Below are 23957 nucleotides of genomic sequence, written 5' to 3' on the forward strand. Positions count from 1 at the left end.
CTTGACCGAGGCTGCCCCCGGCCTCCGGCTGGACAAATGGCTGTGTCACGCGCGGATCTTCAAGACCCGCGGCCTGGCTGCCGCCCGCATCGAGGCGGGCGGCATCCGGGTGAATGGCCAGCCCTGTCGCAAGCCGGGGCGGGCGGTGCGTGCCGGCGACGTGCTGACCGTGTCAGCCTATCAGCAGGTGCGGGTGCTGAACGTGCTGGGCCTCTCCGACCGCCGCGGCCCCGCATCCGAGGCGCAGCAGCTGTATCGCGAAGACTTGATTGATCCTCCGGGAGTGTCTAGGTGACAGCCCGAACAGACCAGACGAAAGCGCCCCGATGACCTATGTCGTGACTGACAACTGCATCATGTGCAAATACACTGATTGCGTCGAAGTGTGCCCCGTGGACTGCTTCTACGAAGGCGAGAATACGCTGGTCATCCATCCCGACGAATGCATCGATTGCGGCGTCTGCGAACCCGAATGCCCCGCCGACGCGATCCGCCCGGACACCGAGCCGGCGATGGAGACGTGGGTCGAATTCAACCGCAAGTATTCGGAACTGTGGCCGGTCATCACGCGCAAGAAGGACCCATTGCCCACTGCGGCCGAGATGGACGGTCAAGCGGACAAGCTGGACAAGTATTTCTCGGAAGCGCCCGGCGAAGGCGATTGATTCGACCCGGCAGGGCGCGCAACGCCCTGATGCGGCATGGTTAAATAGGTTGCCAATGCCGATGCGTCGCCCGAATGGCGGCGCTTTTTTCGGCGTCATTTTTGTGTTATACTCCCTTATGTCGCGCCTTGCGTTGTTGCTTGTCAACAGGGCCATGTCGCACCCCACGCTGTCGCATCCTTGCCCTCTGCAGGCAGGGATCGCCAAACATGATCGAAAATGGACCGAGGGTGGCCTTGCCCCCCTGCGGCCCTTTGTGCCCGTCTCGCGGGCACATGTCAGAGGAAGCCAGATGTCGAAATCGAAGAAGAACGAATTCCGCCCCGATGACTTTGTTGTCTACCCGGCCCATGGGGTCGGTCGTATCGTCTCGATCGAGGAACAGGAGGTCGCTGGCCTGCGGCTGGAGATGTTCGTGATCTCGTTCGACAAGGACAAGATGACGCTCCGCGTGCCCACCGCTCGCGCCAGCGAGATCGGCATGCGCAGCCTGTCGACCCCCGACCTGATCGACCGTGCGCTGGAGACGCTGAAGGGCAAGGCCCGCGTCAAGCGCGCGATGTGGTCGCGCCGCGCGCAGGAATATGAACAGAAGATCCATTCCGGCGACCTGTTGTCCATCGCCGAAGTCGTACGCGACCTGCACCGCTGCGACGATCAGCGCGAACAGTCCTATTCCGAGCGCCAGTTGTACGAAGCGGCCCTTGACCGCCTGACCCGCGAAGTCGCCGCCGTCGGCGGTCTGGACGAGGGTGGCGCACAAAAGCGCGTGGGCGAGGTCCTGCTGACCCGCGCCGCCTGATCCGGCCCATTGAACGACCCCAAGGGCGCCCTGATCGGGCGCCCTTTCGCTTTGGCCGACCGTTGTGCCGAACGTGGACAACGCTCCCTTGGCTGCCTATAAGGCGGCCATCCATACCCAACACCCTTCGAGGCGCATCATGATCAAGGTCTTCGGCCACACTTCCCCCGACACGGATTCCACAGGCTCTCCCATCATCTGGGCCTGGTATCTGAACGAGTGCCGCAAGACCCCGGCCGAGGCCGTCCTGCAGGGAGAGCCGAATACCGAGGCGCTGTGGATGCTGGACCGCTGGAGCATGACCAAGCCGCGCATCATCGACGACGTCACCGCCGACGACGTCTGCGTGATCGTCGACACCAACAACCCCGCCGAGCTGCCCGCCAACCTGGAGCATGCCGAGGTGATCGAGATCATCGACCACCACCTCCTGGCCGGCGGCATCAAGACCCGCGCGCCCATCAACATCACCATCCGCCCGCTGGCCTGCACCGCCACGATCATGCACGACCTGATCGGCGACGAGATGGCCGAGGCCCCGGAAGGGATCAAGGGCGTGATGCTGACCTGCATCCTGTCGGACACGCTGGAATTCCGCAGCCCGACCACGACCCCTCATGACCGCGCCGTGGCCGAAAAGCTGGCCGCCGACCTGGGCGTCAACATCAGCGAATTCGCCGCCGAGATGTTCGCAGCCAAGTCCGATGTCAGCGCCTTCAGCGAGGCGGCACTGCTGAAGATGGACAGCAAGGAATACGAACTGGGCGGCAAGCAGCTGCGCATCTCGGTGCTGGAGACGACCGCGCCGCAGGTCATCCTCGACCGCAAGGACGCCCTGATCGCCGCCATGCCCGGCGTCGCGGCCGAAGATGGCGCAGACGAGGTGATGCTGTTCGTCGTGGACATCCTGCGCGAACAGGCGACGCTGCTGGTGCCCAACGACTATGTCAAGTTCGTGGCCGAGCGCAGCTTTGGCGTGACCGTCACCGGCGACACCGTGGTGCTGCCCGGCGTCATGAGCCGCAAGAAGCAGATCATCCCGGTCCTGGCCGTCTGATGACCCGCATCATCGCTTCGCTGGCCGAAATCTCGGCCGGCTATGACGCGTTGTTCTGCGACCTGTGGGGCTGCCTGCACAATGGCAAGCAGCCTTTTCCGGCCGCAGTCGCCGCCCTGCAGGCGTTCCGCGCGCAGGGCGGGCAGGTTTGTCTGATGACCAACGCGCCGCGTCCGAACCAGTACGTGATCGCGCAACTGGACCGCATGGGCGTGCCGCGCGATGCGTGGGACCTGGTGGTCAGTTCGGGCGACGCGGCGCAGGACGCGATGTTCGCGGGCGCCGTCGGGCGCGACGTCTGGCATATCGGGATCGAGAAGGACCACGGGTTCTTCACCGACATCCCCGATGCCCACCGCGATGCCGCCCCGATCCGGCGCGTGCCACTGGACGAGGCCGAGGGGATCATCGCCTCGGGCCCGTTCGACGAGCTGACCGAGACGCCCGAGGATTACCGTGACCGGTTCCAGGGCGCGATCGACCGCGGGCTGCCGATGCTGTGCGCGAACCCTGACATCGTCGTCGATCTGGGAGAGACGCGGATCTATTGCGCGGGCGCATTGGCCGATTTCTATCAGTCGCTTGGCGGGACGGCGCTGTACTACGGCAAGCCGCATGCCCCGATCTATGACCGGGCGCGGGCGCTGATGGGGTTGGGCCCGGACGCGCGCTATCTGGCCGTGGGCGACGGCATCGCCACCGACATCGCGGGAGCCGAGGCGCAGGGGATCGATTCGATCTTTGTGACTGGTGGGCTGGCTGCCGATGCCTTTGGACCCGATGTGGAACAGCCCGATGCGGGACTGCTGCCTGAGTGGCTGGGTTCGCAGGGACGGGCGCCGACCTTTGCGATCGGCCGCCTGCGCTGAGTTGACGCGGCCCATCGCGTGCGGGCTGCCTCGCAATAATAAGTCTCTGACGGCCCTGTTCAGGATATAATGTTGCCATGACGCCTTGATGCTGCTATGCAGCAAATATCAGGGCCATGGCATATCCGAATGAGCAGCAAGATGTTGGACAACCTTCCGCGCGGCACCATCGTGATCGAGGATCTGGAGATCGGGATGATCCGCCACCTGCAAAAGCAGGTGACCGACCGCGACATCGAACTGTTCGCCGAGGTGTCGACGGACAGAAACCCGGTTCATCTGGACGATGCCTATGCCCAGGACACCATCTTCGAGGGGCGCATCGCCCACGGGATGCTGACCGCGGGGCTGATCTCCGCGGTGATCGGGGAACAGCTGCCGGGCCACGGCACCGTCTATCTGGGCCAGACGCTGAAATTCATGGCCCCCGTCCGCCCCGGCGACATGGTGCGGGCCGAGGTCGAGGTTCTGGCCATCGACCATTCGAAACGGCGGGTCACGCTTGCAACCCGCTGCCTCGTCGGCGATACGGTCGTCTTGAAAGGCGAGGCGGTCGTGCTGGCCCCAAGCCGCAAGTTCGACTGAAGGGTGCGTGGCGCCCTGTTGGGGGCGCATTGCAGATCCATCGCGACTGGACCGGGCTGAAGGCCGAGGCACGCGGCGCAACGGTTGCCATGGGCAATTTCGACGGCGTCCACAAGGGCCACCGCGCGGTCATCGACGCCGCCCGCGCGGCCAGCGACGCGCCTTTGGGCATCCTGACGTTCGAGCCGCATCCCCGCGAATATTTCGCCCCCGACGCGCCGCCCTTTCGCCTGATGAACTCTGAAGCGCGGGCCAACCGGCTGTCGCGCCTTGGCGTCCAGCATCTTTACGAACTGCCTTTCGGCCCGGTCCTGGCCGGCCTGACCCCCCAGGCCTTTGCGCAGGAGGTCCTGGCCGAGGGTCTGGGCATCGCCCATGTCACCGTGGGTGCGGATTTCTGTTTCGGCAAGAACCGCGCGGGCACGGCGCAGACCCTGCAGGACCTGGGCCGGCAATACGGTTTCGGCGTGACCATCGTGCCGCTGGTGGGCGCGGGGCCGGAGGAATACAGCTCCACCGCGATCCGGGCGGCGCTGGCACAGGGGCTGACCCATGACGCCGAACGCATGCTGGGCCATTGGCACCGGATCGAGGGAGAGGTCATCCACGGCGAAAAGCGCGGCCGCGAATTGGGCTGGCCCACGGCGAACATGGCGATGGACGGGCTGCACCTGCCGCGCCTTGGCGTCTATGCGGTGCTGGTCGACATCCTGACCGGGCCGGATCGCGGCCCGTGCAAGGGCGTGGCATCCCTTGGGGTGCGGCCGATGTTCGGGGTCAACACACCGAACCTGGAGGTGAACCTGTTCGACTTTTCGGGCGATCTGTACGGCCAGCATCTGTCGGTCGCGCTGGTCGATTTCCTGCGCGACGAGGCCAGGTTCGACGGATTGCAGGCTTTGATCGACCAGATGGAGCAGGACGGCGCCCATGCCCGTGCCCTGCTGGCGGGCCGCTGATGCGCGAGCGTTTCTGGGAACTGCCCTTGTCCCGCCTGGCCCCCGACGAATGGGAGGCCCTGTGCGACGGCTGCGGTAAATGCTGTCTGAACAAGATCGAGTTCGAGGACACGAACGAGCTGGCCTTCACCCGCGTCGCCTGCAAGCTGCTGGACGGTGACGCCTGCCGGTGCAGCAGCTATCCCAACCGCCACGACTATGTCCCCGATTGCGTCGTGCTGACGCCGGCCAAGATCAAGGAGGTCGCCTGGTGGCTGCCCGTCACCTGCGCCTATCGCCTGCGCCACAAGGGGCGACCGCTGTATGACTGGCACCACCTGATCTCGGGTTCGACCGAGACGGTGCACCAGGCCGGCGTCAGCGTCCGCGGCTGGACCATCAGCGAGCTGTCGGTCACGGAGGACGATTGGGAGGACCACATCATCGAGGATCTGTCGTGAATTTCGCATCGGACAACTCCTACGCCGCGCATCCCGCCGTCCTGACCGCCATGGCCGATGCCAATTCCGGCGCGGTCATGGGCTATGGCGCCGACCCGGTCACCGCAAGGGCCGAGGCCGCGATCCGCGACCTGCTGGAGGCGCCCGAGGCCGTCGTCCGGTTCGTGGCCACGGGGACGGCCGCGAACGCGCTGGTCTGCGCGCAGCTGTCGCCGTCCTTCGGGCGGATCTATTGCCACGATGACGCGCATATCGAGACAAGCGAATGCGCCGCACCCGAATTCTTTTCGCACGGCGCAAAGCTGGTGACGCTGCCGGGCGACGGCGGTCGGATTGGCGTCGACACCTTGGCCCATGCGCTGCAGGTCGGCGCCGGCGTGGGGCTGAACGGCGGGTGCAGCGCGCTGGTGTCGATCACGAACGCCACCGAATGGGGCACCGTCTATGACCCGGATCAGGTCGCGGCGCTGGCCTCCGTCGCGCATGCGGCAGGGTTGCCGCTGCACATGGACGGGGCGCGGTTCGCCAACGCGGTCGCGACGCTTGGCTGTTCGGCGGCCGATCTGACCTGGCGGGCAGGCGTCGATGCGCTGTGCCTGGGCGGTACCAAGAACGGCGCGATGGGGGCCGAGGCGATGGTGTTCTTTGACCCCGCCCGGGCCGGGGGGTTCGATTATCGTCGCAAGCAGTCCGGCCATGTGATGTCCAAGAACCGCTATCTGGCGGCGCAAATGCTGGCCCTGGCGACCGGTGGGCTGTGGCTGGACCTCGCGCGGCGCGCGAATGCCAAGGCACAGGTGCTGGGTCAGGCGGTCGTCGATGGCGGCGGTCGGCTGTTGCAGCCGGTCCAGTCAAACGGCGTCTTTGCCGCGATCCCCAAGGCCGCGCATGATCGCGCGCAGGCGGCGGGCGTTCTGTATCACCTGTGGCCCGACAAGACGGTGCAGGGGGCCGACCCGGTGCCGCTGCGTCTGGTCACCGCATGGGACACGCCCGACGCGGATGTGGCGGCGATGGCCGCGATCCTGCGCGGCTAGGCCCGCAGCGCGTCCAGCAGCAACTGCAACGCATGTTCGATGGTCGCCGCGCGGACGCGGTGACGGCCGATCGCGCCGAATTCGATGGTCTGGGTGAAGGTGCCAAAGGACTGGCTGATGCCAAAGCAGACCCTGCCTTCGGGCTTGTGCTCGGACCCGCCGGGGCCTGCGATGCCCGTCACGGACACGGCGATCCCGGCATCGGAATGGCGCAGCGCGCCTTGCGCCATTTCCGCCGCGACCTGTTCGCTGACCGCACCATGCGCGTCAAGCGTCTCCGCCCGGACGCCCAGCATCTGCATCTTGGCCGCGTTCGAATAGGTGACAAAGCCGCGGTCAAAGCTGTCGGACGATCCCGGAACCTCGGTCAGGCGCCGGCGATCAGACCGCCGGTGCAGCTTTCGGCGGTGGCGATCAGGACGCGGCGCGCGCGGGCGGCGTCCAGGACCTGCGCGGCTTGGCTCACATCAGGACCGTATGGGCAAAGGCCGCGGCGGCCATCGTGGCCAGCGCTGCAAAGATCCCGGCCCACAGATCGTCCAGCATCACCCCCGCGCTGTCATGGCGGCGGTCGGCCCGGCCCACCAGCCACGGTTTCCAGATGTCGAACAAGCGGAAGAACAGGAAGGCCGCGACCCATCCAGGATAGGGAAAGCTGTCGGCGGGCAGCCCCGCGTGCCAGAACCCGAAGGACGGCGCCATCAAGGCCAGCCACTGGCCCGCGACCTCGTCGATGACGATCTCGCTGCGGTCGGGATCGTCCATGCCGGCGGTGTACCTCGGCACCACCCAGAACCCCAGCAGGATCACCAGCCCCGTGGCCAGCGCCAGCAGGGGGAAATGACCGATGCGGTGCAGGATCAGCCCCATGGCCACCGCGACCGCCGACCCCCAGGTGCCGGGGGCGGGGCGCAGCAGGCCTGCGCCGAACCAGGTGGCCAGCATGCGATCCATGGTCATTCCTTGATCAGGGTGGCGGTCGCGATGGCGGCGATGCCCTCGCGGCGGCCGGTGAAGCCCAGGCGTTCGGACGTAGTGGCCTTGACGCTGATGCGCGCTTCCTCGACGCCCATGATCTGGGACAGGCGGTGGGCCATCGCCAGCGCGTGGGGGCCGATCTTGGGGGCTTCGCAGATCAGGGTCACGTCGGCATTGCCGATGCGGAACCCCTTGTCGCGGGCCATGCTGGCCGCATGGGCCAGAAAGATCGCGCTGTCCGCACCCAGCCATTGCGGGTCCGACGGCGGGAAATGCCGCCCGATGTCGCCCTGCGCCAGCGCGCCATAGATGGCGTCGGTCAGCGCGTGCATGCCCACGTCGGCGTCGGAATGGCCAAGCAGGCCCGCGTCATGCGGCACCTGCACGCCACACAGGGTCACATGGTCCCCCGGCCCAAAGGCGTGCACGTCATAGCCATTGCCAAGGCGGATATCCATGTCGGTCCCCAGAATGCGTTCGGCCCGCGCGAAATCGGCGGGAAAGGTTATCTTCAGATTGTCTTCCGAACCTTGGGTGATGGCAACCTCCATCCCCGCGGCCAAGGCCAGCTGGACGTCGTCGGCGGCATCCCCCGGATGATCGCGATGCGCGCGCAGGATCTTGTCCAGCACGAACCCCTGCGGCGTCTGCGCCCGGAACAGCCCGCCGCGCGGGGCGATCGCCGTCACCTGTCCCCCGTTGCCGCGCCACAGCGCGTCCGACACGGGCAGGGCAGGTGCCGCGGCGTCCGCCCCGTCCTGCAGCGCGTGGATGACATCGGCGATGACCGCGGGCGCGACCAATGGGCGGGCACCGTCGTGGATCAGCACGTGGCTGGCCTGTCCCTGCAGCGCCATCAGGCCCGCGCGGACGCTGGCGGCGCGCGTCTCGGCCCCGGCGACGATGGTGATGCCGCCGGCATAGCGGGCGATGGCCTGACCCATGTCATCGGGATGGACGACCAGCACGATCCGGTCGAAGCCCGCAAAGGCCGCGAGCGTGCGGTCCAGGACCGGGCGCCCGGCAAGGTCGCGCCATTGCTTGGGCAGGCCGTCCCCGGCCCGCGTGCCGCGCCCCGCCGCCGTGATCAGCGCGGCAAAGCCCGCAGGCGCGCGGATCATGCGTGGTCGGGCATATCGCCCTGGATCGCGGTCGCGAAGGCCGTCCGGTACAGATCCGACAGGTCCGCCAGCGGTGCGCTGTCGCCGCCCAGGGTCACGGTGTCGCCGCCAAAGCGGCCGACGGTGACGATAGGCACGCCCGCGGCCTCTGCCGCATCGGTCAGCGCGCGCGCCGCATCGGGCCGGCAGGCGACCAGATAGCGGGCCTGATCCTCTCCGAACAGTTGGGCGATGTCGGCGCTGTCCAGCGTGACGCCCAGACCCGCGGCCTCGGCCATCTCGAATGCCGCGAGGGCCAGGCCGCCATCGGACAGGTCGGTGGCGGAGGCCAGATGGCCACGATTGGCGCGCAGGAATTCGCCATGCGCGCGTTCTGCGTCCAGGTCGACATGCGGCGCGTCGCCGGATTCGATGCGGAACGCCTCCCACGCCAGGGCCGACTGTTCCAGGTGACCGCGCGTGGCGCCGATGACCAGCGCCAGGTCACCGTCCGCGGGCAGGCCCGCGATCAGGTCGTCCAGATCCGCGATCAGACCCACGCCGCCGATGGTCGGGGTGGGCAGGATGCCCTTGCCGTCGGTCTCGTTGTACAGCGACACGTTGCCCGACACGATGGGAAAGTCCAGCGCGCGGCAGGCCTCGCCGATGCCCTTGATGGCGCCGACCAGCTGACCCATGATCTCCGGCTTTTCCGGGTTGCCGAAGTTCAGGTTGTCGGTCGTAGCCAGGGGCAGGGCGCCCACGGCGGTCAGGTTGCGATAGGCCTCGGCCACGGCCTGCTTGCCGCCCTCGAACGGGTTCGCCTTGACGTAACGCGGGGTGACGTCGCTGGTGAAGGCCAGCGCCTTGCGGGTGCCGTGCACGCGCACGACGCCCGCGCCATTCCGGGACGGCGGATCGTGTCGGCGCCGACCTGCGTGTCGTACTGTTCCCAGACCCAGGCCCGGTGGGCATGGTTCGGGCTGCCGATCAGGGCGCGCAGGCCCGCGATGGGCGCGATCGGGGGCAGGGCGGGTGCCGGGGCCGCGGGCGGGGTTTCCACCCACGGGCGGTCGTATTCCGGCGCGCTGGAGGACAGCTTGGACAGCGGCAGGTCGGCCATGATCACGTCGCGGTGCACGATCAGAAAGCGGTCCTCGGCGATGGTCTCTCCGACGATGGCGAAATCCAGATCCCACTTGACGAAGATCGCCCGTGCCTCGGCTTCCTTCTCGGGCTTCAGCACCATCAGCATCCGCTCCTGGGATTCCGACAGCATCATCTCGTACGCGGTCATGTTGGTTTCGCGTTGCGGCACGTTGTCCAGGATCAGCTTGATGCCCAGGCCGCCCTTGTCGCCCATCTCGACCGCCGAACAGGTCAGGCCCGCGGCCCCCATGTCCTGGATCGAGATCACCGACCCCGACGCCATCAGCTCAAGACACGCCTCCAGTAGGCATTTCTCGGTGAAGGGGTCGCCGACCTGGACGGTGGGACGTTTGTCCTCGATCGTGTCGTCGAATTCCGCGCTGGCCATGGTCGCACCGCCCACGCCGTCGCGGCCGGTCTTGGCGCCCAGATAGACGACCGGCATGCCCACGCCGGACGCCGCCGAATAAAAGATCTTGTCGGCATCGGCCAAGCCCGCCGCAAAGGCATTGACCAGGCAGTTGCCGTCATAGCTGGGATGGAAGCGGACCTCTCCGCCCACGTTCGGCACGCCGAAGGCATTGCCATAGGCGCCGATCCCCTCGACCACGCCCTTGACCAGATGCGGCGTCTTGGGGTGGTCGGTGCGGCCAAAGGACAGCGCGTCCATCGCGGCGATGGGGCGCGCGCCCATGGTGAACACGTCGCGCAGGATGCCGCCGACGCCGGTCGCGGCGCCCTGATGCGGTTCGATATAGCTGGGGTGGTTGTGGCTCTCCATCTTGAAGACGACGGCTTGGCCGTCGCCGATATCGACCACGCCCGCGTTCTCTCCAGGGCCGCAGATGACCTGGGGGCCGTCGACGGGCAGGGTACGCAGCCATTTCTTGGACGACTTGTAGGAACAGTGTTCGTTCCACATGGCGCTGAAGATGCCCAGTTCGGTGAAGGTCGGCTCTCGGCCGATGATCTGCAGGATGCTGGCGTACTCGTCCGGCTTGAGCCCGTGGGCCGCGATCAGTTCCGGGGTAAGCTGTGGTTCCTGCATGACACGACCCTTCCTGCGCATGAAATCAGGCGTCTTCTAGGCGCTGGCGGCGTCCATGGAAAGGCCGCAGAACCCGGCCGCGGGACAAAAAAAAGCCGGGCACAAGGCCCGGCCTAAGTCCAACAGGGAGGTAGAAGGTGATGAGCGATTACGCTGATCATCGCCTTCTGAGCCCGATCTATGTGCAGTTTGTGAACTCTTCAAGACAAATGGGGCTGCGACCGCAGCATAGCCGCCATGCGCTGGCGTAATGGCTGCACGCATGGCGTGCATCAAGCCGGATATGCCTGCGCGGTGGGCAGATCAGATCAGCCCGGCCTCGCTTTGGTGGCGGCGATAGGCCTGAATTTCCTCCAGGACGAAATCGCGGAACACCGCGACGCGGCGCGTCTGGCGCATCTCCTCCGGGTAGGCCAGGAAAACCGGCACCTCTCCCGACTCGGTGTCCGGGAACACGCGGATCAGGTTCGGGTGGTCTGCGGTCAGATAGTCGGGCAGCACGCCGATGCCCAGATTGGCCAGAACCGCCTGCAGCACGCCGAAATAGTTGTTCACCGTCAGCGTCGATCCGACGTTCTGGGACATCAGCTCCTGTACCAGACGCGCGCCTGCGGCGACCTGCGGCTGGTCGGGCTTCTGGCAGATCAGGCGGTGGTTCGACAGGTCCGCCAGCGCTTCGGGCGCACCATGGGCCGCGATATAGTCGGGGCTGGCATAAAGCCGCATCCGGATGTTCAGCAGCCGGCGGCGGATCAGGTCGGACTGGCTGGGCTCCTTCATGCGGATGGCCACGTCGGCCTCGCGCATGGGCAGGTCCAGGACACGCTCCTCCAGCAGCAGATCGATGCGCAGGTCGGGGTATTTTTCGTACAGCTTGACCAGGCGTGGCGCCAGCCACAGGGTACCGAAGCCCACGGTGGCCGTCACCTTCAGTTCGCCAAAGACATTTTCTTCGCTGTCGCGGATGCGGGCCGAGGCGCTGTCCAGCTTGCGCGACATGGAGGATGTCGCCTCGAACAGCAGCTCGCCCTGTTCGGTCAGAATCAACCCCCGCGCGTGCCGGTGGAACAACGTCGTGCCAAGCGATTCCTCCAGCGCGCGGATCTGGCGGCTGACCGCCGATTGCGACAGGTGCAGCACGTCGCCCGCATGCGTCAGGCTGCCGGCGTCGGCAACAGCGTGAAATATTCTAAGCTTGTCCCAGTCCATCCCTGTTACAATCCTGTCATGACAGCCATGCGATTTTTGCAGACCTAACCTTCCCCTGCGATTCCGGCAAGGTCACGTCAAGGAAAGAATTTTCGCTTCGTTGGTCAGCATTTCTGACCTATAATGGCCGCGGAGGCCTTTGGTCATGGGAGGAGAGGGTGATGAGCAAGCAGGAATTTTCGCTAGCCGATCGGTTCGATCTGTCGAAACGTCACGTGTTGTTGAACGGTACGCAGGCACTTGTCCGGCTGATGCTGATGCAATCGGCACGCGACAAAGCCGCGGGACTTGATACGGCGGGGCTTGTCACCGGATACCGCGGTTCGCCTTTGGGGAGTGTCGATCTGCAGATGACGCGCGAGGCCAAGCGCCTTGCCGCGGCCCAGGTGCTGTTCCAGCCGGGTCTGAACGAGGATCTGGCCGCGACGGCGATCTGGGGCAGCCAGCAGGCCGAACTGCGCGGAGAGGGGCGCCATGACGGCGTCTATGCGCTGTGGTACGGCAAGGGGCCGGGCGTGGATCGGTCAGGCGACGTCATGCGGCATGGCAACATGGCCGGATCGTCGCGCTATGGCGGCGTCGTGATGGCGATGGGCGACGATCACACGGGCGAAAGCTCGACCGTGCTGCACCAGTCGGACTGGGCGATGATCGACGCCTATATCCCGGTGCTGTCGCCCGCGGGCGTGCAGGAGATCCTGGATTACGGCCTGTATGGGTTCGCGCTGTCGCGTTACGCGGGCGTCTGGACGGGCCTGAAGACGATGAAGGACACGGTCGAGGCGACATCGGTCGTCGACGGCGATCCGCACCGGATGGTGTTCGCCATGCCGGATCGGGTGCTGCCCGATGGCGGGCTGAACATCCGGCTTGGCGATACGCCGGTCGCGCAGGAAGCCAGGATGATCGACCACAAGCGGTGGGCGGCCGAGGCGTTCAGCCGTGCGAACCGCATCGACCGCAAGGTCTGGGGCAAGCCCGGCGCGCGGATCGGCTTTGTCGCCGCGGGCAAGAACTGGCTGGATCTGGTGCATGCCCTGTCCCTGCTGGGCATCGACGAGGCCGAGGCCGAGCGGTTGGGCCTGACCACCTACAAGGTCGGACAGACCTGGCCGATGGACATGAAGTCGATCCAGGAGTGGTCCGAGAACCTGGAGCTGATCATCTGCGTCGAGGAAAAGCGCAAGCTGATCGAGGTTCAGCTGAAGGAGGCGATCTTTGACAACCGGCACGGGCGTCGCGTCCACGGCTGGAAGCACGACCGCACCGGAGAGGAGCTGTTCCCGACCCGCTATGCGCTGGACCCGGTGATGATTGCCCAGAAGATCGGCGGGATCCTGATCGAGGAGGGCCGCGGGACAGAGCGTCTGCGCGCCGGGCTGGAGCGCCTGAACGAGGTGCGCCGCAACGACAACGCCCCCGAGATTGCGACCCGAATCCCCTGGTTCTGTTCAGGTTGTCCGCACAACAGCTCGACCAAGCTGCCCGAGGGCAGCCGCGCCTATGCGGGGATCGGCTGCCACTACATGGTCCAGTGGATGGGCCGCGAGACCGAGGGCTTCACCCATATGGGCGGAGAGGGTGCGAATTGGATCGGCGAAGCGCCGTTCAGCACCAGAAGTCACGTCTTCCAGAACCTTGGCGACGGAACCTATAATCATTCAGGGTCGTTGGCGATCCGTGCGGCCTTGGCGGCGGACACCAACATCACCTACAAGATCCTGTACAACGACGCCGTCGCCATGACCGGCGGTCAGCCGAACGAGGGCGGTTTGACCGCCCCGCAGATCGCCCGCGAACTGGTGGCGATGGGCGTCGGCACGGTGGTCGTGGTCCATGACGAAAAGGAGGACGTCGATCAGGCGCAGTTCCCCAAGGGCCTGCGGTTCGAGGAACGCGCCGAAATGATGACCGTCCAGCGCGATCTGGAAAAGGTGCCGGGCGTCAGCGCGATCCTGTACGTCCAGACCTGCGCCGCCGAAAAGCGCCGGCGGCGCAAGAAGGGCCAGTTTCCCGATCCCGACCGCCGGATCTTCATCAATTCGGACGTCTGCGAAGGCTGCGGCGATTGTTCGGTCCAGTCGAACTGCGTCTCGATCGTGCCGCTGGACACGGAACTGGGCCGCAAGCGGCAGATCGACCAGTCCAGCTGCAACAAGGATTTCAGCTGCGTCAACGGGTTCTGCCCCAGCTTCGTGTCCGTCAAGGGCGGCAAGCTGCGCAAGCCCAAGGCCGAGGCGTTCGATCTGCCCGACCTGCCGCTGCCAGCGCTGCCGGCGATCAGCGGCACGCATAACATCGTCATCACCGGCGTCGGCGGCACAGGCGTGGTGACCATCGGCGCGGTGCTGGCGCAGGCCGCGCATATGGACGGCAAGGGCGCCGGCATGATGGAGATGGCGGGCTTGGCGCAAAAGGGCGGTGCGGTGCACATCCACCTGCGCCTGGCCGATCGTCCGCAGGACATCAGCGCGATCCGCGTCGCCGTGGGCGAGGCCGATTGCGTCATCGGCGGCGATCTGGTCGTGACGGCGGGCGCCAAGACCGTCGGCCTGATGACCCATGGCCGCACCGGCGCGGTCGTGAACGACCACGAGATCATCACCGGCGATTTCACCCGCTTTCGCGATTTCCAGGTGCCGTCGGACCGGTTGCGGCTGTCGCTGCAGGCGCGGTTGGGCGACCGGGTGGCGTTTCTGGACGCGAACGATCTGGCGCTGCGGCTGCTGGGGGATTCCATCTATTCGAACATGCTGGTGCTGGGCGCCTGCTGGCAGCAGGGCCTGATCCCGCTGTCGCTGGACGCGATCATGGAGGCGATCCGCCTGAACGGCGCGCAGGTCGACGCCAACCAGCGCGCGTTCCAGATCGGTCGTTGGGCCGTGGCCTTTCCCGAACAGACCCGCAAGCCGGCCGAGATCAGCCATCTGCCGGTCGATCCGGTCGCCTATCGCGCGGAACGTCTGGTCGGCTATCAGAACAAGCGTCTGGCCGCGCGGTATCGCAAGCTGGTCGATGCGGCCCCCGCGCCGCTGCGCGACAGCGTCGCAAGAAGTTACTACAAGCTGTTGGCGTACAAGGACGAATACGAGGTCGCGCGCCTGCATCTGACCACTGCCGAGCAGGTCGCCGCCCGGTGGGAGGGGGACGTGACCCTGTCGCTGCATCTGGCGCCGCCGATGCTGACCGGCAAGGATGCGAACGGCCGCCCGAAGAAGCGTGAGTTCGGTCCGTGGATGCTGCGCGCGTTCCGTGTTCTGGCTAGGATGAAGGGGCTGCGCGGCACGCCGCTGGACCCGTTCGGATACAGCGCCGAGCGGCGTCGCGAACGGGCGATGATCCGCGAATACGAGGCCGACATGACCCGCGTCTTTGCCACGGTCACGGATACGATGATGCCTGTCGCGATCGAACTGGCGGAGCTGCCTTTGGGCGTTCGCGGCTTTGGCCCGGTCAAGGACAAGGCCGCCGACCTTGCCGCAACCCGCCGGGCCGAGTTGCTGGCGCAACTGCAGGCCGGGCACCCACCCATCCGTGAAGCGGCGGAATGATCCAGGTCATTTCCAAAAGCGGCGTGTCGCCCTATGAAGGGCGACACGCGACGCGGGAGGTCCAGGGATGGCGATAGGGGTGTTCGATTCGGGTCTGGGTGGGCTGACGGTCCATCAGGCCATTGCCGCGCGCCTGCCCGACCTGCCGCTGGTCTATCTGGGCGACAACGCCCATGCCCCTTACGGCGTGCGCACCGCTGACGACATCTTTGATCTGACGTGCCAGGGCGTCGAACGCCTGTGGGCCGAGGGCTGTGATCTGGTCATTCTGGCCTGCAACACCGCCAGTGCGGCGGCGCTGAAGCGGATGCAGGAAACCTGGCTGCCCGCGGACAAGCGCGTCCTTGGCGTGTTCGTCCCGATGATCGAGGCGCTGACCGAACGGGCCTGGGGCGACAATTCGCCGCCGCGCCGGGTCGCCGTCAACAACGTCGCACTGTTCGCGACCCCGGCCACCGTGGCCAGCCGCGCGTTCCAGCGCGAACTGGCGTTTCGCGCGGTCGGCGTCGATGTCGAGGCCCAACCCTGTGCCGGCGTGGTCGACGCGATCGAGATGGGCGACGAGCAGCTGGCCGAGGCGCTGGTCACCAGCCATGTCGAGGCCCTGAAACGGCGCATGCCGTTCCCCGAGGCCGCCGTGCTGGGCTGCACGCATTACCCGCTGATGCAGGACGCGTTCCAACGCGCCCTTGGCCCGCAGGTCAAGGTTTTCAGCCAGGCGGGGCTGGTCGCGGAAAGCCTGGCCGACTATCTGACACGCAGGCCCGAATTCGTCGGGTCGGGCACGCAATCGATGTACCTGACGACCGGCGATCCGGCGCGGGTGGGCGGCAAGGCCACGCAGTTCCTGCGCCGCGCCATCAGCTTCGATCCCGCCTGAGGAGGACCCCATGGCCGGCATGAAATCCCTGAAGAAACAGCGCCGCGTGCAGGTTCTGGCGGCGGCCAGCCTGGCGCTGGTCGTGGCGGTGGGGCTGATCGGATACGGGTTCAGCGACGGCATCAACCTCTATCGCTCTCCCAGCCAGGTGGCCGAGACCGCGCCGGATCCGGAGGAGTTCTTTCAGCTGGGCGGTTTGGTCAAGGATGGGTCCATCGTCAACGGCACCGGCATGGCGTTCGATTTCGTGATCACCGACGGCGCGGTCGAGATCCCCGTCGCCTATGTCGGCAACGACCCCCGCCCGGACCTGTTCAGCGAAGGGCAGGGCACCATCGCCAAGGGCCATTACCGCGATGGCCGCTTCGAGGCGCGCGACCTGCTGGCCAAGCATGACGAGACCTATATGCCGCGCGAGGTCGTAGACACGCTGAAGGCGACCGGCGTCTATCAGGAACCCGGCACCTGACGCAACGCGCGCGAGGTTAACGACAGGTTAACCGCACCGCCCCAGCATCCCCCGATGCGGCCCCGATCCGGGTCGCGCCAGACATGGGGGTGTCATGCCAAGCGTCGAACAGATTGCCCGACAGATCGTGGCCCGCGAAGGCGGATACGTGAACGACCCCGACGATCCCGGCGGGGCCACCAATTTCGGCGTCACCATCGGCACGATGCAGTCCCTGGGGATGGACCTGAACCGCGACGGTCGCATCGATGCCACGGATGTGCGCGCGTTGACACGGGCACAGGCCGAGCAGGTCTTTGTCGAACATTATTTCCGCAAGCCGCGCTTGGCCGAACTGCCGGAACCGCTGCAGGCCAGCGTGTTCGACATGTACGTCAACGCGGGCGGCAACGCGGTCAAGATCCTGCAGCGGCTGGTCAGCCGGATGGGGTTCCGCACCGCCGATGACGGGGTGATCGGGCCGATGACCATATCGGCCGTGACGGAGGCCGCCGAGGCTGCGCCGGATCATTTGGTCGATGCCTATGGGATCGCGCGGCGCAACTATTACTATGCGCTGGCTGATCAGCGCCCGGCCAGCCGCAAGTATGCGCGCAGCAAGGCAGGCGGCAAGGGCGGCTGGATCACCCGCGCCGAGGAATTCATGGCCCCCCGCTATCGCCTCAGCGAGGCCGAACATCGTCAGAGGACGTCCGCATGGGCCTGATCGACCGCTTTATCGGGATCGCCCCGACCGTCACCGCCCTGGGCAGCGCCGCGACCGGCATGGCCGAGGTCTTTACACAGAACGCCACGCGCCGGATGGAACTGGACGAGGAGGCCTACTCCCGCGCCATCGCCCAGCATGGCCAGGAATTCGCGGTGCCGCGGCAGGGATGGTTCGATGGGTTCGTGAACGGGCTGAACCGCCTGCCACGACCGCTGCTGGCCTTGGGGACGATGGCGCTGTTCATCTATGCGATGGTCGAGCCGATCGGCTTTGGCGTCCGCATGGAGGGGCTGCAGCGCGTTCCCGAGCCCCTGTGGTGGCTGCTGGGCGCCATCGTGGGGTTCTATTTCGGCGCGCGCGAGGCGCATCATTTCCGCCATCGCGTCTGGCCCGCCCCCGTGACCGAGGAAACGACAATCGTCCCCGGCACCGTCACGACGCCGGTCGCGATCCCCGCAGAGGATTTCGCCGACAACGCGGCCCTGCGCGACTGGCTGGCCACGCTGCGCGAATAGGCCGCAAGCCCCGCACGCAAAACTGACCGACCGGGACGAAGGGGGGGCTTTTCCCCCCTTCGTCGCATCCCTATGCTGACGGGCAACAAAGGATGCCCGAAGATGATCGCTGAACTTGGCCATTTCGCCTGATCCTGGCCTTCATGGTCGCGATCTATCAGATGACCGTGCCGATGGTCGGTGCCGCCAAAGGCTGGCACGGCTGGATGGACAGCGCCCGGCCCGCGGCGCTGGCGCAGCTGTTGCTGATGGTGATCAGCTTTGGCGCGCTGACGATCGCCTTCGTCACGTCCGACTTCTCGGTCCTGCTGGTCTATGAGAATTCGCACACGCTGAAGCCGATGCTTTACAAGATCAGCGGCGTCTGGGGCAACCACGAGGGCTCGATGCTGCTGTGGGTGCTGATCCTGGCGCTGTTCGGCGCGGCGGCGGCGCTGTTCGGGGGCAACCTGCCGCCCAGCCTGCGGGCGCGGGTGCTGGGGGTCCAGGCCTCGGTCAGCGTGGCGTTCTATGCCTTCATTATCTTCACCTCGAACCCGTTCTGGCGGATGGGCAACCCGCCGTTCGACGGGCGCGACCTGAACCCGCTGCTGCAGGACCCCGGCTTGGCGTTTCACCCGCCGTTCCTCTATCTGGGCTATGTCGGCCTTTCGATGGCGTTCAGCTTTGCCGTCGCCGCCCTGATCGAGGGTCGTGTCGACGCGGCCTGGGCGCGGTGGGTCCGTCCCTGGACACTGGCGGCGTGGGTGTTTCTGACAATCGGCATCGCGCTTGGGTCCTGGTGGGCGTATTACGAACTGGGCTGGGGCGGCTTCTGGTTCTGGGACCCGGTCGAGAATGCAAGCTTCATGCCCTGGCTGCTGGCCGCAGCGCTGCTGCACTCCGCGATCGTCGTCGAAAAGCGCGAGGCGCTGAAAAGCTGGACCATCCTGCTGGCGATCATGGCGTTCGGTTTCTCTCTGATCGGGACGTTCATCGTCCGGTCGGGGGTCATCACCTCGGTCCACAGCTTTGCCAATGATCCTGAACGCGGGGTGTTCATCCTGGCGATCCTGGCGGTCTTCATAGGGGGTGCGCTGACCCTGTTCGCGGTCCGCGCGTCGGAAATGACCGCCAAGGGCGTCTTTGCGCCACTGTCGCGCGAAGGTGCGCTGGTCCTGAACAACGTGCTGCTGGCGGTGTCGGCCTTCGTGGTGTTCATCGGAACGATCTGGCCCCTGGTGGCCGAGATGGTCTGGGGACGGGTGCTGTCCGTCGGCCCGCCCTTCTTCAACCAGGCCTTCACGCCCTTCATGATCGTGCTGGCGATCGCGCTGCCCATCGGGTCGCTGATGCCGTGGAAACGTGCGACGATGGCGCGCAGCCTGCGCCCGTTGCGCGGGCCGCTGATCCTGTCGGCGGCGATCATGATGCTGGTCTTTGCGGTATCGACCGGTCATTCGGCACTGGCCGTGATCGGGGCGGGGCTGGGGTCCTGGCTGATCTTCGGCGCGCTGGCCGACCTGTGGCTGCGGACCGGCAATTCGGGCGCAGCCCGCCTGCTGCGTCTGCCGCGCGCCGATTGGGGCAAGGCCGTCGCGCATTCAGGGCTGGGCGTCACGTTCGTTGCCGTGTCCCTGATCCTGGCTTGGCAGGTCGAGGATGTGCGCGTGGCGCAGGTCGACGAACCGTTCGCGGTGGGCAACTATGACCTTGTCTTGCGCGAGGTGCGGCGCGCCGATGGCCCCAACTATCTGGCTCAGCAGGCCGTGATCGAGGCCAGCCGCGATGGCACCCCCGTCGCGACCCTGTCGCCCGAAAAGCGCGTCTATCCCGTTCAGGGCATGCCCACGACCGAAGCCGCGATCGATTACGGTTTCTGGCGCGATCTGTATGTCGTTCTGGGCGACGAACAGCCCGGCGGCGGATGGGCCGTGCGGACCTACATCAAGCCTTTTGCCAACTGGATCTGGGCCGGCTGCATCATGATGGCGCTTGGCGGGCTGATCAGCCTGACCGACCGGCGCTATCGCGTGGCGGCAGGTGCGGCGCGCGCGACCCGTCCTGGCGCGGTGCCTGCGGAATGAGGGTGCGTGCCGCCGCCCTGGCGCTGATGCTGGGCGCGTGCCCGGCCTTGGCCGTCCAGCCCGATGAAGTCTTGCCTGATGCCGCCATGGAATCCCGCGCGCGGGAAATTTCGCAACAGCTGCGCTGCCCCGTCTGCCAGGGAGAGAACATCGACGAATCGAACGCGCCGATCAGCCGCGACCTGCGCCTTTACGTGCGCGAGCGGCTGTTGGAGGGGGACAGCAACGATCAGGTGATCGACGCCGTCGCTGACCGGTTCGGGGAATTCGTGCTGTTCGATCCCCGGGCGACGGGGGCGAACGTGATCCTGTGGCTGGCTGCGCCGCTGATGGCACTGGTGGCGGCGCTGACGGCCGCGGGCTTTCTGCGCGCCCGCAACCGCCCCACGCCCGAGGTCGAGGCCTTGGACCCTGACGAACGTCGGCGCCTGGCCGAGATCATGCGCGATCCCTGACGCGGGGTCGCGCTTTCACCGCCCATGATTTCCTGCATGATCCCCCCAAACGGGAGGATGACATGAGCTTCGAGACCATCCAGTTCGCGACAGCCGACGGCGTCGCCACGCTGACCTTGAACCGCCCCGCGGTGATGAACGCCCTGAACGCCCGCATGCGGGCAGAGATCACGCAGGCACTGACGACGCTGACGCCGGACGTGCGCGCCGTGGTGCTGACGGGGGCGGGCCGGGGGTTCTGTTCCGGTCAGGACCTGACCGATGCGGGCGCGGCGGCCGATCTGGAACGCACCCTGCGCGACGAATACGAACCGATGCTGGCGGCCATCACCACCTGTCCGGTGCCCGTGATCGCCGCCGTGAACGGGGTTGCCGCCGGGGCGGGTGCGAACCTCGCGCTGGCCGCGGATGTGGTGATCGCCACGGAAAGCGCCAGCTTCATCCAGGCGTTCACGCGGATCGGGCTGATTCCGGATGCGGGCGGCACCTGGATCATCCCGCGGGCGGTGGGAACGGCACGCGCGATGGGCATGATGCTGTTCGCCGAACCCGTGTCCGCCCGTCAGGCGGCGGATTGGGGGATGATCTGGCAGGCGTTGCCCGACGCCGAATTCGCCGCAGGCGTCGCCGCCCGCGCACAGGCGCTGGCCAAGGGCCGACCGGCGCGTTCCGTGCCATCAGGCAATCGCTGGCGGCATCCTTCGGGAACGACATGCAGGAACAGCTGGCGCTGGAGGCGCAGCTGCAGGGCCAGGCCGGACGCAGCGCCGATTTCGCCGAAGGGGTGGCGGCGTTTCTGGAAAAGCGGCCTGCGGTCTTTACCGGACGCTAGGCGATCTGGCGAAAGACCGGCGCGGGGCCGCGATTGTCAAAGAACGGGACCGTGTCGGGCGCAGCCAGCGGTCGGTCGTGCGGCAGGTCCCGGATCAGCGCGATTAGTTCGGCCAGCACCACTTCGGTGATGAAGGGCAGGTCCAGCGCACCCGCCTGATCCAGCGGCACCCAGTGCAGATGGGACAACTCGTCGCAGGCAGCACCAAAGTCGTCCGGATCGCCCGCGATGTCGGCGGCATCCGCGACAAAGAAATGCGCGTCGAACCGGCGCGGTCGCCCCGGCGGCGTGATCGCGCGGAACAGATAGATCAGCGGGGCCGCGTCGGGGGTCAGACCCGCCTTGGCATGGCTCGGCCAGTCGCAAGGCGGCCCGTCCGGACGCCCGATCAACAGGCCCGTTTCCTCGGCCAGTTCACGCAGGGCGGCGGCGGCGATGGCATCGGGGGACAGGCCGTCCTCCTGCACCAAGCGGGCGCGGCATGCGGGCCCAAGCGGTCGGGCAAGGGCCACCTGCACATCCTCGGGATCGACGGCGCCGCCGGGAAAGACGAACTTAGACGGCATGAATGCCGCACCGGCGCCACGCATGCCCATCAGGACTGACGCCCCGGCCGCATCGCGGCGCACGACCAGCACCGTCGCGGCGTCGCGGATGGCGACGGTCATGCCCTGCCGAACCCGTGCATGCGCCGCGCCCATTGCAGACCGACCATCGCGCCCTTGATCACCGGCAGCATCGCCAGCGACAGCACGATGGCCCCGATCCCAAAGGACAGGATCATCGTCATGGCACTGGGCCGCCACGCGATGAAAGACGCCAGCAGCAGCGGCGCGCCCAGATGCGACACGATCAGGATGGTCAGATAGGCTGGGCCGTCATCGGCCCGCTGGTGGTGCAGATCCTCGTGGCAGGCCGGACACGCATCCGCCACCTTGAGATAGCTGGTGAACAACCGTCCCTCTCCGCAGGCCGGGCAGCGGCCCCGCGCGCCGCGCAGCATCGCCTGGCCCGTCGGGCGTTCCTGGGTCAGCGAAGGGGTGATCTTGGCGGCATCTGTCATGACGAGGTCCTTTGCGGCGCTGAACCAAATCTAGGCGCCACCGCGGCACATTGAAAGTCCCCCTATGCCGCACGTTCCGCACGCGAACAGACGACCTGATTGCGCCCGGCCGCTTTGGCCGCCAGCAGCGCCCGGTCCGCGCGTTCCAGCGCGACGCGCGCCAGTTGATCGGGCCAGATGTCGTCGGCCGGCGCGACCATCGCCACCCCGACCGAGGCCGTCACCCGGATCATCCCACCCCCGACAGGCCCGGCAGGCGGACCGGCCGCGCCTGGACGGCCAGGCGCAGCGCCTCGGCGATGCGGGCCGCGCGGACGGGGGGACAGTTGCCCTGCACGGCCAGGAACTCCTCTCCGCCCATGCGGGCGGTCATGCCCTCGGCGCCGATGGTATCGCGCAGGCGCTGCGCGACCTCGGCCAGGACCGCGTCGCCCGCGGTGTGGCCGTGGCAGTCGTTGACCGCCTTGAAATGGTCCAGATCGATGGCAAAGACGGCGAACCCCTGATGCGCCAGCATCGCGTCCCGTGCGATATCGGCCAGCTTGGGCAGGGCATAGCGGCGGTTATACAGCCCGGTCAGCGGATCGGTCATTGCCCACAGCATGTGGCGCTGAACCTCGGCCCGGCGCTGGTCGCTTTTGGATTTGCGCGACAGAAGCATCTGCAGCGACATCGCCGCCGCCTCTGCCGTCGCGGCGCTGCACAGCGCGTCCGGCATGACGTCGCCCGCGCCCAGGTCCAGCGCGATGGCTGACAGTTCCGCCCGGTCCGGGCCGATGGCGATCACGAAGCCCGCATCCCGCGACCCCTGCCGGGACCGCAGTTCGGACAGCAGGCGCAGCCCGTCGCCACGTTCGCGGATATCGGCAGAAATCAGGTACAGATCCGCCGTCCGCCCCGCCGACGCCGCGCCAAGCGCCTCGTCGGAATCGCGGATCTCGAACCGGCAGGCCATCCGTTCGGACAGCATCTGGCGCCAGCGCCGGGCGCGGGTCGTGCTGTCGGCAATCAGCACGATCAGCGGGCGGTCGGCATGGGCGAACCCCACTGGTGCCTCTGCCATGCCCATCCGGCTGTCCTGCGGCGCATCGGATTGGCGCAGGATGTTGCGGATGCGGGCCATCAGCATCTGGTCGTCGACATCGGGTTCCAGCGTGGCGGTGGCGCCGGCCTGCAGCGCGGCCAGCCGCTGGTCGGACCGGACCAGCATCAGCACCGGAATGTCGGCCAACCGCGGATCGCGGGACAGCCGTCCGCAGATGTCGATGGCCGCACCATCGGGGAAACTGCCCAGGATGATCAGGTCGGGCAGGGCCACGTCCAGTTCCTGCATCAGCTGCGCGGCCGATGCGACCGCGGCCACGTCATAGCGCACGGCGGCAAGCCGGACCTTCAACGTGATCCGCGCCGTCGCTATGCCATCTGCAACCATGATACGTGCCGTCATCGATCTATCCAGAAATCCGACATCTTCATTTCAATCTCGTCTAAAATGCTTAACAAAGAGTTTCCTTTGCAG

At 66.9% G+C, this 23957-nt stretch carries 22 protein-coding genes and 4 pseudogenes; 17 read left to right on the forward strand and 9 right to left on the reverse strand.

Annotated features, from left to right (window positions below; translation table 11 throughout):
• Nucleotide 1 precedes the first annotated feature (1 nt).
• The 9 genes from TY51_RS05155 (at nt 2) to TY51_RS05195 (ending at nt 6414) form a co-directional block, all read left to right on the forward strand.
• On the forward strand, nt 2-295 hold the full coding sequence (locus tag TY51_RS05155; RefSeq protein ID WP_042246768.1) for an RNA-binding S4 domain-containing protein: 294 nt from the start codon (nt 2-4) through the stop codon (nt 293-295).
• 31 nt (nt 296-326) lie between these two features.
• Nucleotides 327-665 carry a ferredoxin FdxA gene (gene fdxA / locus TY51_RS05160; protein ID WP_042246770.1) on the forward strand — a complete coding sequence of 113 codons (339 nt, stop codon included), beginning with the start codon at nt 327-329 and terminating at the stop codon, nt 663-665.
• 292 nt (nt 666-957) lie between these two features.
• Nucleotides 958-1467 (forward strand): CarD family transcriptional regulator, encoded by a 510-nt coding sequence (locus TY51_RS05165; RefSeq protein WP_042246772.1) that lies wholly within the window; start codon nt 958-960, stop codon nt 1465-1467.
• A gap of 139 nt (nt 1468-1606) precedes the next feature.
• The gene (locus tag TY51_RS05170; RefSeq protein ID WP_042246775.1) at nt 1607-2524 is read left to right on the forward strand and encodes a manganese-dependent inorganic pyrophosphatase; all 918 of its coding nucleotides are present in this window, start codon (nt 1607-1609) and stop codon (nt 2522-2524) included.
• Nucleotides 2524-3393, forward strand: a complete 870-nt coding sequence (locus TY51_RS05175; RefSeq protein ID WP_042246778.1) for a TIGR01459 family HAD-type hydrolase — start codon at nt 2524-2526, stop codon at nt 3391-3393. The genes TY51_RS05170 and TY51_RS05175 overlap by 1 nt, the downstream gene beginning before the upstream one ends.
• A gap of 141 nt (nt 3394-3534) precedes the next feature.
• Nucleotides 3535-3978, forward strand: a complete 444-nt coding sequence (locus TY51_RS05180) for a MaoC family dehydratase (RefSeq protein WP_042246828.1) — start codon at nt 3535-3537, stop codon at nt 3976-3978.
• A 29-nt stretch (nt 3979-4007) separates the two neighbouring features.
• Nucleotides 4008-4937, forward strand: coding sequence for a bifunctional riboflavin kinase/FAD synthetase (locus tag TY51_RS05185; protein ID WP_042246782.1), 930 nt, complete (start codon nt 4008-4010; stop codon nt 4935-4937).
• Nucleotides 4937-5377, forward strand: coding sequence for a YcgN family cysteine cluster protein (locus TY51_RS05190; protein WP_042246785.1), 441 nt, complete (start codon nt 4937-4939; stop codon nt 5375-5377). Before TY51_RS05185 ends, TY51_RS05190 begins: the two co-directional genes overlap by 1 nt.
• Nucleotides 5374-6414 (forward strand): low specificity L-threonine aldolase, encoded by a 1041-nt coding sequence (locus TY51_RS05195; RefSeq protein ID WP_042246787.1) that lies wholly within the window; start codon nt 5374-5376, stop codon nt 6412-6414. The genes TY51_RS05190 and TY51_RS05195 overlap by 4 nt, the downstream gene beginning before the upstream one ends.
• On the opposite strand, the pseudogene TY51_RS05200 reads toward TY51_RS05195, so the two are convergent.
• The 5 genes and pseudogenes from TY51_RS05200 to TY51_RS05220 all read right to left on the reverse strand — a co-directional run bounded on the left by TY51_RS05200 (nt 6411) and on the right by TY51_RS05220 (nt 11898).
• Nucleotides 6411-6880 (reverse strand): annotated as a pseudogene (locus tag TY51_RS05200) (CinA family protein). The gene TY51_RS05195 and the pseudogene TY51_RS05200 sit on opposite strands and share 4 nt — an antisense overlap.
• The gene (locus tag TY51_RS05205) at nt 6877-7374 is read right to left on the reverse strand and encodes a phosphatidylglycerophosphatase A (protein WP_042246789.1); all 498 of its coding nucleotides are present in this window, start codon (nt 7372-7374) and stop codon (nt 6877-6879) included. Before TY51_RS05205 ends, TY51_RS05200 begins: the two are co-directional and overlap by 4 nt.
• Complete coding sequence (locus TY51_RS05210) at nt 7371-8513, reverse strand: bifunctional 2-C-methyl-D-erythritol 4-phosphate cytidylyltransferase/2-C-methyl-D-erythritol 2,4-cyclodiphosphate synthase (protein WP_042246791.1); 1143 nt, start codon at nt 8511-8513, stop codon at nt 7371-7373. The genes TY51_RS05205 and TY51_RS05210 overlap by 4 nt, the downstream gene beginning before the upstream one ends.
• Nucleotides 8510-10689: pseudogene (gene purL / locus TY51_RS05215) on the reverse strand (phosphoribosylformylglycinamidine synthase subunit PurL). The gene TY51_RS05210 and the pseudogene purL overlap by 4 nt, the downstream one beginning before the upstream one ends.
• A 303-nt stretch (nt 10690-10992) precedes the next feature.
• Nucleotides 10993-11898, reverse strand: a complete 906-nt coding sequence (locus TY51_RS05220; protein WP_042246793.1) for a LysR family transcriptional regulator — start codon at nt 11896-11898, stop codon at nt 10993-10995.
• A gap of 161 nt (nt 11899-12059) precedes the next feature.
• Here TY51_RS05220 and TY51_RS05225 point away from each other — a divergent pair, with 161 nt between their 5' ends.
• From TY51_RS05225 to TY51_RS05260, 8 genes and pseudogenes are all read left to right on the forward strand, one after another.
• On the forward strand, nt 12060-15449 hold the full coding sequence (locus TY51_RS05225; protein ID WP_042246795.1) for an indolepyruvate ferredoxin oxidoreductase family protein: 3390 nt from the start codon (nt 12060-12062) through the stop codon (nt 15447-15449).
• 67 nt (nt 15450-15516) lie between these two features.
• A complete protein-coding gene (locus TY51_RS05230) occupies nt 15517-16329 on the forward strand; it encodes a glutamate racemase (RefSeq protein WP_042246797.1) in 813 nt (270 codons plus the stop codon).
• A gap of 19 nt (nt 16330-16348) precedes the next feature.
• Complete coding sequence (gene ccmE, locus TY51_RS05235) at nt 16349-16798, forward strand: cytochrome c maturation protein CcmE (protein ID WP_042246831.1); 450 nt, start codon at nt 16349-16351, stop codon at nt 16796-16798.
• 94 nt (nt 16799-16892) lie between these two features.
• Nucleotides 16893-17504, forward strand: a complete 612-nt coding sequence (locus TY51_RS05240) for a holin-associated N-acetylmuramidase (RefSeq protein ID WP_042246801.1) — start codon at nt 16893-16895, stop codon at nt 17502-17504.
• Nucleotides 17495-18022, forward strand: coding sequence for a holin family protein (locus TY51_RS05245; RefSeq protein WP_042246803.1), 528 nt, complete (start codon nt 17495-17497; stop codon nt 18020-18022). Before TY51_RS05240 ends, TY51_RS05245 begins: the two co-directional genes overlap by 10 nt.
• Before the next feature lie 102 nt (nt 18023-18124).
• Nucleotides 18125-20088: pseudogene (locus tag TY51_RS05250) on the forward strand (heme lyase CcmF/NrfE family subunit).
• On the forward strand, nt 20085-20543 hold the full coding sequence (locus tag TY51_RS05255; protein WP_042246805.1) for a cytochrome c-type biogenesis protein: 459 nt from the start codon (nt 20085-20087) through the stop codon (nt 20541-20543). Before TY51_RS05250 ends, TY51_RS05255 begins: the two are co-directional and overlap by 4 nt.
• A 62-nt stretch (nt 20544-20605) precedes the next feature.
• A pseudogene (locus TY51_RS05260) lies at nt 20606-21375 on the forward strand (enoyl-CoA hydratase-related protein).
• Here the strand turns inward: TY51_RS05260 and TY51_RS05265 are convergent.
• The 4 genes from TY51_RS05265 to TY51_RS05275 form a co-directional block, all read right to left on the reverse strand.
• A complete protein-coding gene (locus tag TY51_RS05265) occupies nt 21372-22043 on the reverse strand; it encodes an NUDIX domain-containing protein (protein WP_042246834.1) in 672 nt (223 codons plus the stop codon). The pseudogene TY51_RS05260 and the gene TY51_RS05265 sit on opposite strands and share 4 nt — an antisense overlap.
• Nucleotides 22040-22438: a DUF983 domain-containing protein gene (locus tag TY51_RS05270; RefSeq protein ID WP_042246807.1), complete on the reverse strand. Its 399-nt coding sequence runs from the start codon at nt 22436-22438 to the stop codon at nt 22040-22042. Before TY51_RS05270 ends, TY51_RS05265 begins: the two co-directional genes overlap by 4 nt.
• A 62-nt stretch (nt 22439-22500) precedes the next feature.
• Nucleotides 22501-22662: a GGDEF domain-containing protein gene (locus tag TY51_RS21690; RefSeq protein WP_156117890.1), complete on the reverse strand. Its 162-nt coding sequence runs from the start codon at nt 22660-22662 to the stop codon at nt 22501-22503.
• Nucleotides 22663-22667: 5 nt separating this feature from the next.
• Nucleotides 22668-23885, reverse strand: coding sequence for a diguanylate cyclase (locus tag TY51_RS05275; protein ID WP_052649813.1), 1218 nt, complete (start codon nt 23883-23885; stop codon nt 22668-22670).
• Between the last annotated feature and the right edge of the window lie 72 nt (nt 23886-23957).

It is taken from the genome of Paracoccus sp. PAMC 22219 (assembly GCF_000787695.1).
Taxonomy (GTDB): Bacteria; Pseudomonadota; Alphaproteobacteria; order Rhodobacterales; family Rhodobacteraceae; genus Paracoccus.